The sequence below is a fragment of the Bartonella sp. CL266QHHD genome, assembly GCF_042195355.1.
Classification (GTDB): domain Bacteria; phylum Pseudomonadota; class Alphaproteobacteria; order Rhizobiales; family Rhizobiaceae; genus Bartonella.
Map to the genome: position 1 here is coordinate 1 of NZ_JBHIOD010000016.1, position 15,843 is coordinate 15,843.

Annotated in this window: 14 protein-coding genes; 11 read left to right on the forward strand and 3 right to left on the reverse strand. The window is 34.8% G+C overall.

Annotated elements, in window-relative coordinates:
* Positions 1-114, forward strand: a 114-nt coding sequence (locus tag ACFIK7_RS00930) for an autotransporter outer membrane beta-barrel domain-containing protein (protein ID WP_375662778.1), incomplete at its 5' end; no start/stop codon positions are given.
* 383 nt (positions 115-497) lie between these two features.
* Complete coding sequence (gene ndk / locus ACFIK7_RS00935; protein ID WP_375631370.1) at positions 498-920, forward strand: nucleoside-diphosphate kinase; 423 nt, start codon at positions 498-500, stop codon at positions 918-920.
* Between the two features lie 328 nt (positions 921-1,248).
* Here ndk and pgsA read toward each other — a convergent pair whose 3' ends face one another.
* The 3 genes from pgsA to ACFIK7_RS00950 all read right to left on the reverse strand — a co-directional run bounded on the left by pgsA (position 1,249) and on the right by ACFIK7_RS00950 (position 5,143).
* Positions 1,249-1,830, reverse strand: coding sequence for a CDP-diacylglycerol--glycerol-3-phosphate 3-phosphatidyltransferase (pgsA, locus tag ACFIK7_RS00940; RefSeq protein WP_273723320.1), 582 nt, complete (start codon positions 1,828-1,830; stop codon positions 1,249-1,251).
* 72 nt (positions 1,831-1,902) lie between these two features.
* Positions 1,903-3,882 (reverse strand): excinuclease ABC subunit UvrC, encoded by a 1,980-nt coding sequence (gene uvrC, locus ACFIK7_RS00945; RefSeq protein ID WP_375643090.1) that lies wholly within the window; start codon positions 3,880-3,882, stop codon positions 1,903-1,905.
* Between the two features lie 397 nt (positions 3,883-4,279).
* On the reverse strand, positions 4,280-5,143 hold the full coding sequence (locus tag ACFIK7_RS00950; RefSeq protein WP_273791128.1) for a 23S rRNA (adenine(2030)-N(6))-methyltransferase RlmJ: 864 nt from the start codon (positions 5,141-5,143) through the stop codon (positions 4,280-4,282).
* A 1,640-nt stretch (positions 5,144-6,783) separates the two neighbouring features.
* Here ACFIK7_RS00950 and tatA point away from each other — a divergent pair.
* From tatA to ACFIK7_RS00995, 9 genes are all read left to right on the forward strand, one after another.
* Positions 6,784-7,086: a twin-arginine translocase TatA/TatE family subunit gene (tatA, locus tag ACFIK7_RS00955; RefSeq protein WP_273791129.1), complete on the forward strand. Its 303-nt coding sequence runs from the start codon at positions 6,784-6,786 to the stop codon at positions 7,084-7,086.
* A 55-nt stretch (positions 7,087-7,141) separates the two neighbouring features.
* On the forward strand, positions 7,142-7,546 hold the full coding sequence (gene tatB / locus ACFIK7_RS00960; RefSeq protein ID WP_375631369.1) for a Sec-independent protein translocase protein TatB: 405 nt from the start codon (positions 7,142-7,144) through the stop codon (positions 7,544-7,546).
* Complete coding sequence (gene tatC / locus ACFIK7_RS00965) at positions 7,543-8,325, forward strand: twin-arginine translocase subunit TatC (protein WP_273791131.1); 783 nt, start codon at positions 7,543-7,545, stop codon at positions 8,323-8,325. The genes tatB and tatC overlap by 4 nt, the downstream gene beginning before the upstream one ends.
* A gap of 61 nt (positions 8,326-8,386) precedes the next feature.
* On the forward strand, positions 8,387-9,664 hold the full coding sequence (gene serS / locus ACFIK7_RS00970; protein WP_375631757.1) for a serine--tRNA ligase: 1,278 nt from the start codon (positions 8,387-8,389) through the stop codon (positions 9,662-9,664).
* A gap of 133 nt (positions 9,665-9,797) precedes the next feature.
* Complete coding sequence (locus ACFIK7_RS00975; RefSeq protein WP_273791164.1) at positions 9,798-10,457, forward strand: protein-L-isoaspartate(D-aspartate) O-methyltransferase; 660 nt, start codon at positions 9,798-9,800, stop codon at positions 10,455-10,457.
* 155 nt (positions 10,458-10,612) lie between these two features.
* Positions 10,613-11,794 (forward strand): peptidoglycan DD-metalloendopeptidase family protein, encoded by a 1,182-nt coding sequence (locus ACFIK7_RS00980; RefSeq protein WP_375631367.1) that lies wholly within the window; start codon positions 10,613-10,615, stop codon positions 11,792-11,794.
* Positions 11,795-12,477: 683 nt separating this feature from the next.
* Entirely contained in the window at positions 12,478-12,930 is a 453-nt protein-coding gene (gene yajC / locus ACFIK7_RS00985) for a preprotein translocase subunit YajC (protein ID WP_375662770.1), read from the forward strand.
* A gap of 469 nt (positions 12,931-13,399) precedes the next feature.
* Positions 13,400-13,786: an Mth938-like domain-containing protein gene (locus tag ACFIK7_RS00990; protein WP_375643084.1), complete on the forward strand. Its 387-nt coding sequence runs from the start codon at positions 13,400-13,402 to the stop codon at positions 13,784-13,786.
* An 898-nt stretch (positions 13,787-14,684) separates the two neighbouring features.
* The gene (locus tag ACFIK7_RS00995) at positions 14,685-15,545 is read left to right on the forward strand and encodes a phytoene/squalene synthase family protein (protein ID WP_273791136.1); all 861 of its coding nucleotides are present in this window, start codon (positions 14,685-14,687) and stop codon (positions 15,543-15,545) included.
* Positions 15,546-15,843 lie beyond the last annotated feature (298 nt).

Sequence of the window (15,843 nt, forward strand, 5' to 3'; positions counted from 1 at the left end):
TTAAGCAGTTTAGTGAGTGAGAAGTTAAAGTTATATGGTGAGGCCCATTATATTAAAGGGCGTAAAACAAAACAGTCCCTTAAGGGAATTATAGGTGTACGCTATAGTTTCTAAATATATGGTTATTTTTAATTGATCTCAATGTGTGTAGAAGGATTTTCAAACCAAGTGTCTAGGTTCGTCCTCTTTAAAGAAGAAGGCTTTCAAAAAGATATATTTTTTGCATGTGAGTTTTTTCTTATGACTTTTTATTGCTTAAATGATAATTTTGATGGGAAGCATTTAAGATTATGAAAGAAGGTTCAATATTTATTGAGAGTCGGTAGCGCATCTTTATGATGGGATGAGCGATTGCAGGTATTTTTATTAAAGTTTTCTTTATAATTCATTCTATATTTTGAGAATTTGTGTAGATTTTTGCAGAGTCACTTGGCAAAGGGCTCCTTGCCCGCTATAGAAACAGTCAGAGAATGTTATAATGAAATAAAGGTGAGTAAATGGCTTTAGAGCGTACTTTTTCGATGATTAAACCAGATGCAACCCGTCGTAATTTGACTGGCGCAATTACTAAAATGCTTGAGGATGCGGAGCTACGTGTTATTGCGTCTAAACGTGTTTGGATGAGCAAACGTGAGGCTGAAAAATTTTATGCTATTCATAAAGAACGCCCTTTTTTTAGTGAATTGGTTGAATTCATGTCTTCTGGTCCAACCGTTGTACAAGTTTTGGAAGGCGAAAATGCAATAGCTAAAAACCGTGAAGTAATGGGGGCTACGAATCCTAGTGATGCAGAAGAAGGGACAATTCGTAAGGTTCATGCTTTATCGATTGGCGAAAATTCTGTCCATGGATCCGATAGTGCTGAAACGGCAAAAACAGAAATCGCCTTTTGGTTTTCTGAGATAGAAATTGTTGGTTAATAAAGCGTTTATAATAATAAAGCGTATATAAGAAGCAAAAATCCGAAACACTATATTTCGGTTTTTTGCTTATAAGATTATAGACTTTTTTGAAAGCATATGGAGCATTAATTGTTTTTTAGCTTTTAATATTACAGCTGCTTTTACGAAAATATAAAGCCCATTTACTCTTTTTTGAAGAGCTTTCATCTATATACCACCCTTACTTGTAATGTGCAAAAAAGTGCTTGATTGATTTATCATTAATAAAAATAAATCAATCTTATGCTATTCTTATCTCTTATTTAAGTACAAAAAGATAAATTATCATTATAAATCTCCATACTCTTCATAGGATAACGTGTTTTAAACCTGCACGAAAATAATCCCACCCTGTCCACAATGTAAGGAGGGCAGAAATCCACAGCATAGTAATGCCAAACTCTACTGTGTAAGGGAAAATTTTATTACCGGCTGGTCCAGCTAAAAGAAATACAATAGCGATCATTTGTACAAAAGTTTTCCATTTTGCAAGACGAGAGACAGGAACACTAACTTTTAACTCAGCCAAATATTCACGTAATCCTGATACAAGAATTTCTCTGCAAAGAATGATAATAGCTGCCCATAGTGTCCACCCAGCGATGGTACTGTCTGCGGCAAGCAAGAGCAAACAAGCAGAGACGAGAAGTTTATCGGCAATTGGATCTAACATGCGACCAATATTGGATGTTTGTTCCCAAATACGAGCAAGGTAACCGTCAAGAAAGTCAGTAATGGATGCAACGATAAAAATGGAAACAGCAATCCAGCGAGTGATATCACTTGATTGTAGTCGCCCTTCTAAAAAAAAGCATGCAACAACCATTGGGACTGCAACAATTCGTGCATAAGTTAAAATATTTGGAAAAGAAAAAGTATGATTTTTCATGGAGCCATTTTTAATTCTTGTGAAAGAGAATATATTTCCTTAACGTAACAAGTCGAAGGTTATGAAACAAGCCTATTTTTCATGAAAATGGTTATGAATTTTTTGTGCAATTGTCATAGAAATTCCCGTAACTTTTTTTAAATCTTCAAATGAGGCACTAGCAACAGCTTTGGCACTTCCAAAATGATGAAGCAATGCACGCTTTCTTGTCGGACCGATATTTTCGATTTCATCAAGTGGGTTTTTGAATGTTGCTTTTTTTCGTTTTATCCTATGAGTTCCAATCGCAAAACGGTGTGCTTCATCACGCAGACGTTGCAAAAAATAGAGGATAGGATCACGTGGAGGAAGTGTAAAGGGGGGGATACCTTTTATAAAAAATCGTTCACGTCCCGCATGACGGTCAACACCTTTGGCGATTCCAACAACTGTGAAGAGATCATTTAATTGTAATTCAGCAAGTATTGCATGTACGCTGTTGATTTGTCCTTCACCACCATCGATTAAGATAAGGTCAGGCCAAATGGGAAAAAGATCATCATCTTTTATGTCATGACTTCTATTTGGCAGATCATACTCTTTGATAAGGCGTGAAAATCTTCGTTTAATCACTTCTTTCATCATGCCAAAATCATCGCCAGGCGTGATATCTGTTGAGCGAATGTTGAATTTTCGATATTGATTTTTAATAAATCCCATTTGACCAGCAACAATCATAGCCCCTACAGCATTTGTTCCCATGATATGAGAATTGTCATAGACTTCTATCCGGCGTGGAGGAACAGGTAGTTGGAATGTTTTAGCAAGACCTTGAAGCAATTTTGTATGGGTGGCTGTTTCAGAAAGCTTATGTTCAAGTGCTTCATGAGCATTGAGATAGGCACGATTAACAAGAGTTTTTCGTTCACCTTGTTTAGGTAAAGAGAGGGACACTTTGTGATTTGCTTTGAGACTAAATGCCTCTGTAAGAAGTGTCTTTTCTTCAATTTCTTCAGATAAAAGGATGCTTTTAGGAAGTGGTTTATCATCGTAAAATTGGGCAAGAAAACTCGCTAAAATTTCAGTGCGGGAAAAAGAGGGATCTGCTTTAGGAAAATAGGCACGGTTTCCCCAATTTTGCCCCATGCGAAAAAAGAACACTTGAATACAGGTCATTCCTTCTTTTTGCGCAATTGCAAATACATCCGCTTCTTTTATCGTTTGAGGATTAATACCTTGATGGCTTTGTATGTGAGAAAGGGCTGATAAGCGGTCACGATAGGAAGCTGCTTGTTCAAAATCGAGATTTTCAGCGGCTTTATGCATAGCTTGAACCATATCGCTTTTAATAGATTGATCTTTTCCCGAAAGGAACGCTTTTGCTCCTTTCACCAGTTCTTTATAATCACTGTCACTAATTTCATGAGTACAAGGTGCAGAACATCGCTTAATTTGATAAAGCAAGCAGGGGCGTGTACGGTTTTCAAAAACTGAATCAGTACAGGTTCGTAATAAAAAGACGCGTTGTAAAACATGAACTGTTTGTGTCACTGCACCAGCAGAAGCAAAAGGACCAAAATAGTGAGCTTTTCGTATTCGAGCACCACGATGTTTGTAAAGTGCAGGCACTCGATGATCATCTGTAATCATAATATAAGGAAAACTTTTATCATCACGTAGGAGTACATTAAAATGTGGATGCAATCTTTTGATGAGATTGGCTTCTAAAAGGAGTGCTTCTGTTTCTGTATGGGTGACGATAAATTCCATATGATATGTTGCACGAATCATGCGGGTAATACGATTATTGTGTCCTTGTTCACGTGTATAGTTTGAAACACGTTTTTTGAGATTACGAGCTTTTCCAACATAGAGAATATCACCATTTTCACCAATCATCCGGTAAACCCCTGGCTTATGCGGAAGGTGTCTAACAAACTCTTGTATGAACTTGATACCTTGGAATTGATTTTTCTCATAGCTTTGATTAGCATTATGCCATGTAATATTAGAGAGAAAAGAAAGTTTTTCCCGTTCATTTTGCGGACAATTTGTATTACTTTTCAGGACCATTCCGTTTATTACAAATATGTTGTTCGTTTAATATATGAAATATTCTTTTTTATTAAATAATGATTATTTATGTCTTTATAATTTTTTTCTATAAATAATATCTTATAGCATAAGAGTATGATTTTAGAGAGCCGATCTTTCATAAAAAATATGAGAGTTGTTATTCTAAGACAGCTTTATGAATTTGCCTAATTTATCCATTAAAATGATTGAATAGGAAATCCATGATGATTAAGAGGATAGACTTTCTAAAAGGAAAAAAATTAATTCACGCTGATCGTTATTAGCTTACCATTATAATATGTTGGTTTTATCCAAAGAATCAAAGAACTTTATCATTTAATGCCTTTGTATTTTACAACATGATATTTGATTTAGAAAAAATATAGAGAAAAGTCTAACATAATAGATGTTCTTTTTGAAGCCACTTATGCGTTATTTGGGCATTTTCATCTTGTCCCAGACGGTTGATAAGAAAGGGGCTGAGTTTTTTCATTTCTTCTTCCAAAAGGTAGGGAGGGTTAATAATAATCATACCACTTCCATTCATTGTCGGTGGACTTGAACTTTTTCGGATACGCATTTCAAGCTGTAGAATCTTAGGAATTCCGGTTTGATAAAGCGCGTGAAGAAAACTTTCAATTTCTTTGTCATATTTAACAGGATACCATAAAGCGTAGATTCCTCCAGAAAAGCGACGATAGGCTTTCGTTAATCCATCAATAAGGCGGGAAAACTCTCCAGTTTTTTCAAAGGGAGGGTCAACAAGGATAAACCCACGTTTTTCTTTTGGTGGTACATGAGCATTTAAGGAAAGCCAACCATCTAAATGCAGAACTTTTGTCTGATAATCTCCTGCAAAGTTTTTTGCTAAAATATGATAATCTTCATTGTGCAATTCTATTGCGGTGAGGCGATCTTGTTTCCGTAATAATTGACGAATAAGAACAGGAGATCCAGGATAAAATACAATTTCTTTTTCCCCTTTATTGAGGGCATCAATGATATCACACCATGGACAAAGGAGTGTTCTTAAATCTTCTGGGATAGGAGTTGAAAAAAGTCGTTGGACACCTTCGCGCCACTCTCCTGTTTTATATGCTTCTAAAGAAGAAAGGTCATAAATACCGATTCCAGCATGCGTATCTATAACGCGAAAAGCTTTTTCTTTGCGTTTGAGATATTCTACAATGCGAGTGACAATAATGTGTTTAAAAACATCAGCAAAATTGCCAGCATGATAAATATGCCGATAATTCATGGAGTAAACTCTATCATATGTATAACTGTACCGGATTATTAGCATAGAATAATAGAATTGATATCCATAAAAATATTCTTATAGAAATCAAACAATACCCTCACTCCCACATTATACACTACAGAAAAAATATTAATGTCATCGGAGCATTTATTCACAAGGCTATTTTTATATTATGAGATTAATCGTTAAAATTTTAAATTTTTTATATGAAAGATAGACAAGAAGAGATCAAACATTTCAATAGAGATATTTATGTTGTAAGAGATTTTTCTTTATGATCGCGGACTCTTCCAGGAAGACTATAAAAAACACTCAATTAACGAGAATATTAGTGAAGTTTGTTGAAAAATTGAAGGGTATCTTTCAAATTCATTCATAAATTTTCTTGTTTAAAGATTAAAGAATTTCAAATGCTTGATAAAAATATTGTTACATTTATAAGTTTTTTTAGCGAGCGTAAAATTATGGATAGAGCAATAAAGTGCTGGTGTTATAGTGATAGATTTTTGTAAAAGTGTGAATGAATCTCATTGCTTTAAGCAGAGCCAAAGCTTTACATTATACACGCTAAATAGCTAGGTTATTGTGTATGATGCTAAAATAAAACTTTTGAAAATTGATATGTGCTCTGCAAGCGATCTCAATCAAAATGAGGAATTTTAAACTAAAGTAAATAGGTTTATCTATCTCTAACACTATATTATCGAGCGGCTTTATGAGGTAATCTTATAAAAAAGGCTAGGATAAGAAATTCTTTTTATATGGATTATGCTTCGATACCATGCTTTTGATTGAATGTAATTTTCTATTCATGCCCATTCTGTTTTCAATACTGAGATAGGTTAAACACATGATATTATGAGAACGCATGCCCAGAATCCGGAGACTTGTAATAGTTAGAGCATACAGTGGCTTAGAGAGCTGGTTATATGGAGGTATTTTCTGAATAAAGGCGCAAGCTGGTACCTTTTTATTTTTTAGCAGTATTGCCATACCTCTTGGTACTTGAGTTGGTTCATAAAGTGCATTTTTACTCTTTCCGCTAATAGTTTTTACTTACACGCCAGATATTTAACTGAACGCGATGATGGCTCATATTTCGTATTGTACATAGAATAATGAATGATAAAATTCCTACCCCAACAAAGAATAAATGTTGTGCGTAAGATGATAGTTTTTGAAGAGACTGATGATGTGTTAAGAAAGTTTTTTAGAGATTTTTCTTTCTGAATTTTTTAATTGAATACGTAAGGTATTTTACAGCATGTTATGATCTTTATCAGTAAAGGATAATTTGACGGAAATATTTGTAATGATACGTAAAACATTGTGTAAAAGGAGAGACATTAGCTATAGTATTTACAGGAAGATGAGTAACCTAGGAGATCAGATGAAGTTATTTTAGAAAAGTTTTTAAGTGTTTTGAATTTTGTATGAGGCGGTTTATCATTGTTGAATGGTTTGTGTTATAGTACGCTAAAAAGGGATGAGAGGATAAAAAGTTCTTTTGCAATAAAAGCGTGTAATTGTTTTTAAGTTAAGAAGAAAATATACAAGTAAGATATTATTTTGATACATTCTTCAGAGGAAGCATGAATAAATGAAATCAAATTTAAAAGCATAAGTTAGAGAGAGTAATGGGTAATATTTTTTCACCAACGCATTTAATTATAATTTTATTGATTATCTTTGTGCTTTTCGGTCGCGGTAAAATTTCTGAATTAATGGGCGATGTTGCTAAGGGAATTAAAGCCTTCAAAAAAAATATGAAGGAAGAAGATGACAGCATTGAGGATAAAGTTGAAATGGCTCCTACTTCCCAAATAATTGATGTAGAATCTCAACAATCTCAGCCGTTATCGGTAAAACATGCAACAGCGCGCAGAAAGGTTTCTTCTGCTTCTAAAAAAAGCAAAACATCTGTTGCTAAAAAACAGTAACAAAAACGCAATCATCATTGTGCATTATTTTTTGATGAGAAAGTCGAATTAAGAGATGTTTGGGATTGACGGACCAGAGTTTATCGTAATCTTACTTGTTCTCATCATTGTCGTTGGACCGAAAGATTTACCTAAAATATTAAAAACAGTAGCAAAGGTAAGAGCGCGTATGTGTTCAACAGCAAATGAATTGCGTCATCAGTTTGATGATGCAATAAGACAAATCGAGCTCGATGCTTTGCAAAAAACATGTTCGAATATTAGCGATTCAAGTAAGAAGTTGACAGAGACTTTTGATCCCATTCAAAATACATTAGAAGATATCCACGATAATTTGGATGTTAAGGCAACACACCATAAATCAAAAAAAGATAAAGAAATTTTGGAATGCGATCAAAACGTAACCAATAAAGATACGACAGTATCTATTGCTTCTAAAGATAAAGAAGATATGTCATGAATGTTAAGAAAGATGAAGTTGATGCCCATATGGCACCACTTTTAGAACATTTAATTGAACTTCGTCAGCGAATTATTGCTGCCTTGGTTGCATTTATGATCGCTTTTATGATGTGTTTTCTTGTTAAAGATTATATCTTAAATTTTTTACTATGGCCATATCAGTGGGCAATGAAAATAGCAGGGGGTAATCCTGAGGGTATTCGTTTGCAATCAACGCAAGTATGGGAAACTTTTTTAACGAAGATGAAGCTTTCTGCTTTTGGGGGAATTATTTTATCTTTTCCCTATACGGCTTTTCAGTTTTATAGTTTTATTGCACCAGGGCTTTATAAAAATGAGCGGATGGCTTTTTTACCATTTCTCATTGGGGGGCCTATTTTATTTTGTATTGGGGGAGCGTTTGTTTATGGTCTATTAGCGCCAATAATACTATGGTTTAGCCTTTCTCAACAATTTCTTCCAGATGTTCATTTAAAAATAGAGTTTATAGTGCGTATTTCTGATTATTTGGGCTTTATGACATCGTTTATCCTAATTTTTGGTTTGATTTTTCAATTACCTCTTGTCATCAGTCTTTTAACAAAAATTGGATTTTTAACGTCTTATGATTTGGCGTCTAAACGAAAATGGGCTATTTTGCTCTCTTTTATTATTGCGGCAATCATAACGCCGTCGGATTTTTTTACGATGTTTGCAGTGGCTTTACCAACGATAGCACTTTACGAGATTTCAATTTTAATTGCTTACAGTATAGAAAAGAGAAGAAAATCCGCTTAAGAAAAGTGTATAATCTTATGCGATAAGGAATGAATAAAAACAATATAAATGAGGAATTTTTATGCTTGATATTAAGTGGATTCGTGACAATCCTGAGAAATTAGATAAAGCACTCGTAAGTAGAGGTCTTGAGCCACAAGCTGAAAGGTTAATACAACTTGATCTTGCACGTCGGTCGCATATTGCTAAGGTGCAATTGGCGCAGGAACGTCGCAATGCTGTTTCAAAGGAAATAGGACAGGCTTTAGCGGTATCGGATCAGCAAATGGCTGAACGTCTTAGAGCTGAAGTTGAAGAGATTAAAGCTTTTCTTTCCTCTGCAACAGTGGAAGAAAAACAGCTGACGGAGAGTCTTGAGAAAATTCTTTCAGCACTTCCAAATATTCCATTAGATGATGTTCCAGAAGGTAAAGATGAAAGTGATAATGTCGTCATTCGACATTTTGGTACACCTCCAACATTTAATTTTACACCAAAGGAACATTTTGATCTTGGTCAAGATCTCAAGCAGATGAATTTTGAACGAGCTAGTCGTTTGTCTGGAACACGTTTTACAGTACTTTCAGGGGCATTAGCACGGCTAGAACGAGCATTAGGCCAGTTTATGCTCGATGTGCATGTCAATGAGAATGGTTACACAGAAGTCTCAATACCTCTTCTTGTTCGTGATGAAATTGTTTACGGAGCAGCACAATTACCGAAATTTGCTGAAGACCTTTTTCGTACAACAGATGGTCGATGGCTTATTTCCACAGCAGAAGTGCCATTAACCAATTTGGTCAACGATGAAATTCTTGAAATATCAGATTTACCACTGCGATTTTCTTCTTTATCTCCCTGTTTTCGTTCAGAGGCGGGAGCAGCCGGTCGTGATACGCGCGGTATGTTGCGTCAGCATCAATTTTGGAAAGTTGAAATGGTCTCGATTACCAGTGAAGAGCAGTCTTTAATTGAATTAGAACGTATGACGGAATGTGCAGAAGATATATTAAAACGGCTTGGTTTGCCTTTTCGCACAGTGGTTCTTTCTACGGGTGATATGGGGTTTGCAGCGCGTAAAACCTATGACATCGAGGTTTGGCTTCCTGGTCAAGAATGTTATCGTGAAATTTCTAGCTGTTCAGTTTGTGGAGATTTTCAAGGTCGCCGTATGAATGCGCGCTATCGTAAAGAAGGCGATAAAAAATTGCATTTTGTTCATAGCCTTAATGGTTCTGGTACGGCTGTTGGACGTTGTCTTATTGCCGTACTTGAAAATTATCAACAGGCTGATGGATCAATTATTATTCCAGATGTTTTACAACCTTATATGGGAGGCATGCGCTGTATTACTGCTTAATTTTACGAAAGGAGAGACAATATGCGTTTATTGCCAAGAGGTGATGATACACAGACGCAAGTTTTTGCCATTTTAAAAGAAGCAGTTTGTCAGTATGATAAAAGTGTACCTCCATTGGAGATTGAATGATACTATGGGGCAAAAGGGTATTTTACAATTTCGTGAGGAGTTAGCCGCTCTTGTACTGAAAATGCGTAGCAAAGGCATTGATGACGTGCGATTTTTTTCGGCATTAGAGAAAATTCCGCGTCAACAGTTTGTTGCTGCTCCTTGGTTCAATAGTGCTTATGATAATAAAGTTATTCCCCTTGAGTGTGGTGAATATATGGAACGTTTGGAAGAACAACTCTTAATTCTTTCGGCATTATCGTTGAAAAAAAGGCATCGTGTCTTAGAAATTGGTACAGGATCTGGTTTTTGTACTGCTCTTATGGCATGTCTGAGTGACCGCGTGACAACGATTGATCGTTATAAAACGCTTGTTGATTTAGCACGCCAAAAATTTCAAACTTTAGGAATTGAAAATATTGTTATAAGGCAGATTGATGGAAGTCATAGTGTGACAGGCTTAGGATCATTTGATCGCATTCTTATTTGGCCATCACGTTTTGATGAACCAAAGGAATTTTTAGAACTTTTAGCTGAAAATGGAATTCTCATTCAGGCGATAGGACCTGACGAAGGGGTACAAACGGTGACGCGCTATACAAAAATTGGTAGTCGATTTGAGTGTTTAGAACTGTTCCAAGTGCGTTACCAACCTTTTATTAAAGGCATTGCGGAGATACTTTAATTTTTAAAAGCTAAGAAGTTTCTGCAAATTGTCTACGTTAAATTCATTTTGATCTTATATAAAGATATTTATGAATAAAACATCTCATTTTAACTCTTCGGTAATTTAAAAAAGCTTTAATGGAGTGAGTTGATTATTGATGAGTGAGCAAAACGATGTATCTAAAAGCTTTGGATAATATTTTCCAGCATAATTTTCAGAGAATAACTTTGTTAGCGGTGGTAACTATTGTTGCTGGTTGTAGTTCTGGTACACAGCGTTTTTCCAATACGTTCTCTCATCGTACGGTATCATCTCAATCAAATATATCAAGCACTATGTATACAGATCCGCGAATGCTATCATACGGTAGTGGTATGATACAAAGCACTGAATTGCCACCTGTGGAATCAGGTGATGATTCGTGGGGAGATGACAATTCTCCCTATAATTTTCCACATCAAGATAGGATAACTTCTTCTGATGGTCGCGTTATGGGCTCCCCTCCACGTAATCTTGGAACACTTTCTCGTTCACAAATGGATAAATCTCCTATTTTTCGGCGGAATTCTTATATTGTCCAGAGTGGAGATACACTGCTCAGTATTGCACGACAAGTAGGGGTTAGTGTTGAGGCATTAAAATTAGCAAATGGTATAAACAGCAATTCCATTTATATCGGTCAGGTACTGGTTGTTCCAAGCAGGCGTACATTATCAGCTTCAAATGCACACAATAATAACGATTGGGCAGTGTCAACTACAGAATCTACATCCCAATCTCAAGTGATGTCCTCTATAAAAAACAAGAAGTCCTCTCCTATATATAAAGCTCCTGTAACAACGCCACCCTCTGCAAAGATGAACAAATCAAGTTCTGAGAAAAATTTTTCTAAACAGATGACGCAATTGAAACATGAGACTGGTTTGTCAAGTACTGTTACGAATACAGATAATATGACGACTCCGCAAGCCACAGGAATTTCTAAGATGCGTTGGCCAGTACGAGGGCGTTTATTAAGCCAGTTCGGTCAAAAAAAGGGAACAGTAATGAATCGAGGAATAGATATTGCAGTGCCTGAAGGGTCTTCGGTAAAGGCGGCAGAAAATGGTGTGGTTATTTACGCGGGAGATGGATTAAAAGAGCTTGGTAATGTTGTGATGATTCGACATGAAAATGATATTATCACTATTTATGGATGTAATAGTAAGCTTGTTGTTAACAAAGGACAAAGGATAAGGCGCGGTGATGAGATTGCTAAATCTGGTGTTTCAGGAAATGTTAAAACGCCACGTGTCTATTTTGAGATGCGTAAGAATTCATTACCTGTTGATCCCCTTAAATATTTAGAAAACTAATTTATTGATGACTTTTACATTTGAATAGTCTTACAGTTTATAGAAAATTCATGAAAAACAATTGATTTTCTTAAATCAATAACATTGCAGCAAAAAATCATTGGTTTCAGGAGAGTAGTTCGTGGGGGGCGTTAGATATTACCATCTTTGTATTTATGAAAGTGTAAGAAATAGTATCATACTATTTGTCAGCTTTGAGTGTTCCAATTGCTCTTGCATTTGAGAGAAGCATGAAAAAAAATTTCACGCCTTTCTTAAAAAGTTTTTATCTACAGGCTCATTTCATATGTGTGACGTGCAAGAAAATCGTTTTGATTAATTCAGAAGGTTTGAAATAAGAGCGTTTTATTGTATTTAGATCTGTCGTTCGATATCAAAAACGATAAATTATCTATATAAATTAAAGTTTGTTCATTAGAAAAATTATCTTGTATAATTTATTGAGTTAGTGAAAAGATTTATATTGTAGGATATACAATAGGGGAAAGTGAATCTATTTTTTAAGATTTTTCTCATTATATTTTGGTATTCTGCCTCTTAAGGATTTATTGTATTTTTGTAAAGCTGTGATTAGATTATGTAGTTATTGCTTTTTATGATAAATTCTTTAGGAATTTTTTCTGTATCGGAATTTCATTTTAATAGAGTGGGAAATACCTGAGGTTTAACTATAGGAGATAAAAATGTTTATGACGAACGCTTATGCTCAAGTTGCAGGCGATGTTTCCGGTGGAATTTCATTTGCTAACGCTGTCCCATTCATTTTAATTTTTGCAATTATGTATTTTTTTATGATTCGTCCACAGCGTGCCCAAATGAAAAAACGCCAAGAAATGCTTAATGCAGTACGTCGTGGTGATACAGTTATAACGGGTGGTGGTATTATCGGCAAGGTTACGAAGGTTCACGACGAGAGTGGTGAATTAGAGGTTGAAATTGGTGAGAGTATGAATATTCGTGTTATTCGCTCAACATTAGCTGATGTGCGCGTTAAAGGTGAGCCGATTGCAGAAAAAAAATCAAAACTTAATGCTAAAGCAAAAACACCACAAAAGTCTAAATCTAAAACGACAACAAAAGAAGATATGAGTATCTCTAAAGAGAAAAAAGCTATATCAAAGGAAAATGCATCTTAAGGTGTAATAGCAGTTTATTACATTTTTTAAGCATTTTTGTAAAAAGCTTGGCAAGATCAAGGCAATATCATTGGAAAAGGGGCTTTATAGTGGCTACAGAAAATGGAGTTTTGGTTTTCTTTAGATTATTAAAATAGTTGCTTTATTTATAGAATATTACGCAATTTTTTTCTGTTTTTTAAATAAGATCATTGTTTTTATAAAAAGAAATTTGTGAGTAAATAAGCTGAGGAAACTTTTTAAAAGATAGATTTATTGAAGCAGGTATAGCAATTTATCGCGATTTATTACCAAATTTTCCTATATTTGTTGTATGAGAAGATTAGGGTATTATATAAAAATTTTCACTTCAGTACTAGGTTATGGTTAACATATCAATGTTTATATCAGCCTTACTTTAATTTTTATGGTGAGAAGTAGCGAAGTAGCAAAGACAATTGGATTATTCAAAAATAAAAGGTGCTTATTCATGTTCGATGCAATTCAAATTCGTGAAGCACATTTTCCAAGTCGCGCACCTATTGATGCTTATGGAAATGGTGGGTTTCGTTTTGCTGATATGTCTCATAGAGGTTCTATTATTTGTGTACCATCAGGTATTTATGGCATTGACATGGCAGGGCCTATTCCCACTCAAGGGGATATATCTCGTATTTTAGAAGAAGCTTCTGAAATCGAAGTTTTATTAATAGGTACTGGAATTGAATTATTACGATTACCTGAAGAGTTACGGGTGCTTTTAGGGGAAAAACGTATTTCATCAGATACAATGAGTACGGGAGCGGCGGTGCGTACATTTAATGTTTTATTGGCTGAAGATCGCGCTGTTGCGGCGTTATTATTTGCGGTAGAATAGAGTATTGTTTAATAAAACAAATGCTCTCGTCTAGTATGAAAGACTTGTGCGATTATTTTTCTGCGCCGTAAAGTACCGTCGTTTAAGGCGGTGATATAAGGGTATAGAATATACATAACTTAACATATTAAAGTGTTTTTAAATACAAAAGTGTTTTTAAATACAGCGGCAAGTATTTAGGACAAAGCTTGCTCGTCGTTCCTAATGAATCACATGAGTGATCAACTCTTGGCACTTGAGACAGTTCATAAGAGGCATTTTTAATTCTTTCTTATACAGTTGTTACCTACAAGCCAGTTACTCTTGGGACGTGCAAGGGAATGGTTTTTATTAATTTAACATGGAATTGGTTTGAAATGAAAGCATATCTACGATATTTGGGATTCTAATTTAACATACAAAACAACAAATTATGATTATAAATCAATGTATTGATAGTAACAGAAACTCACCGAGAGCAATTGGACTTTTTACAAATTAGTGTTGGTAAGAACCTTTGTCTTTTAGGATGGGGAGGAGGTCAATGATTTGATGAAGTTTTTGTGATCAGTGCATTTTTTATAAAATAACATTGTCATCTATCCACTGAAAAAGTGTTTTTCGTTGTTTGTTGTTCAAGTTTTACTATGCATGTTACGATTGTTTTTTAGCTTTTTTACTGCAAATGAAAACTTGAAGTCCTATAAGATAAGTTTTATCAGAAAAATTATTTATTTAATTTTTTTCTTTCTAAAACGAAAAGTGACTAGAAAAGAAACTTTAATTCACAATACAGTTAAGAGACACATTTAAAAATCTTATTTTCTGAACTGTATTTGCTTATCCTTCATTTTTTAATATGAATAAAAAGAGGATATTAATTTAATTGCTAAAAAAGGGACGTTAATAGGTTCATAGAATGATAGGCTCTCTTCCTTATTGTCTTGATATTTTACGTACCATAGATCGTGATCGCTATATATCAGTTTTATTTGCACCTAAAAAAAAGCGCCAAGCATTGGCTGCTCTTTATGTATTTAATGCTGAAATTTCTCGTATTCGCGAAAGTGTACATGATCCACTCATAGGAGAAATACGGTTACGTTGGTGGTATGATACTATTGCTCATGGTGAAATGCAAACGAGTGGAAACAATCCGATTTTGAATGATTTATTAAAAGCAATGACTCTTTTTAATTTACCTAAGACAGCTTTTTTACGTTATTGTGATGCGCAAATTTTAGATCTTTATCACAATCCAATAGAAACACTTCATGATCTAGAGCATTATTGTGGTGAGACAGCAGGCATAATTTTACAGCTTTCTTGTCAGATATTAGATCCTGAAACTGCACAAGAGTTTACAGATATCTATGAACATGGAGGGATTTCTCAAGGATTAAGCGGTGTATTGCGTCTTTTATCATTCATGCAATCACGATATCAATATTATTTACCTACTGATATATTAAAGGCTGTAGGAGTGAATAGGGAAGATTTGGAATCTCATCGTCTCAGTGATCAACAAAAGGGTCGTATTGTTGAAGCTATGGTAGCATTATCACGCGATCATTATACCCAATTTTACGAGTATTCTTGTACTTTACCTAGAATTCTTAAGCCAGCTTTTCTTCCATTGGTCATTGTACCGGCTTCTCTTCAAAAAGCTATACAGCTGGGGGCAGCAATTTTTCAAGAGAGTGCAACTTTGCCATTGATATATCGCTATTGGTTGATAACAAGGGCAGCAATAAGCGGCAATTTTCCAAAGATACTGTAAAAGAATATTACTACGTTGGAATGCGTAACATGGAGACTGATTTTCTCATATGAAGATAAAAGGAGCCATTGTGATTCCAAACCATTTTTTTGTTATAAAAAATGTTGATGTTTTGGTTGTTATGAACGCAAAAGAATAAGAAATTTTATGATCTTGAAAATACAGTGTATTTCTTCATCAGTAATATGTTTTATTCAGTGTATTGGATGGGTGAGATGCAGATAAAGAAAAACATGAGATAAATCTTAATACATTGGTTTGTTTGATGAAGAACTTTTAAGTACTCTGAATGTATTGA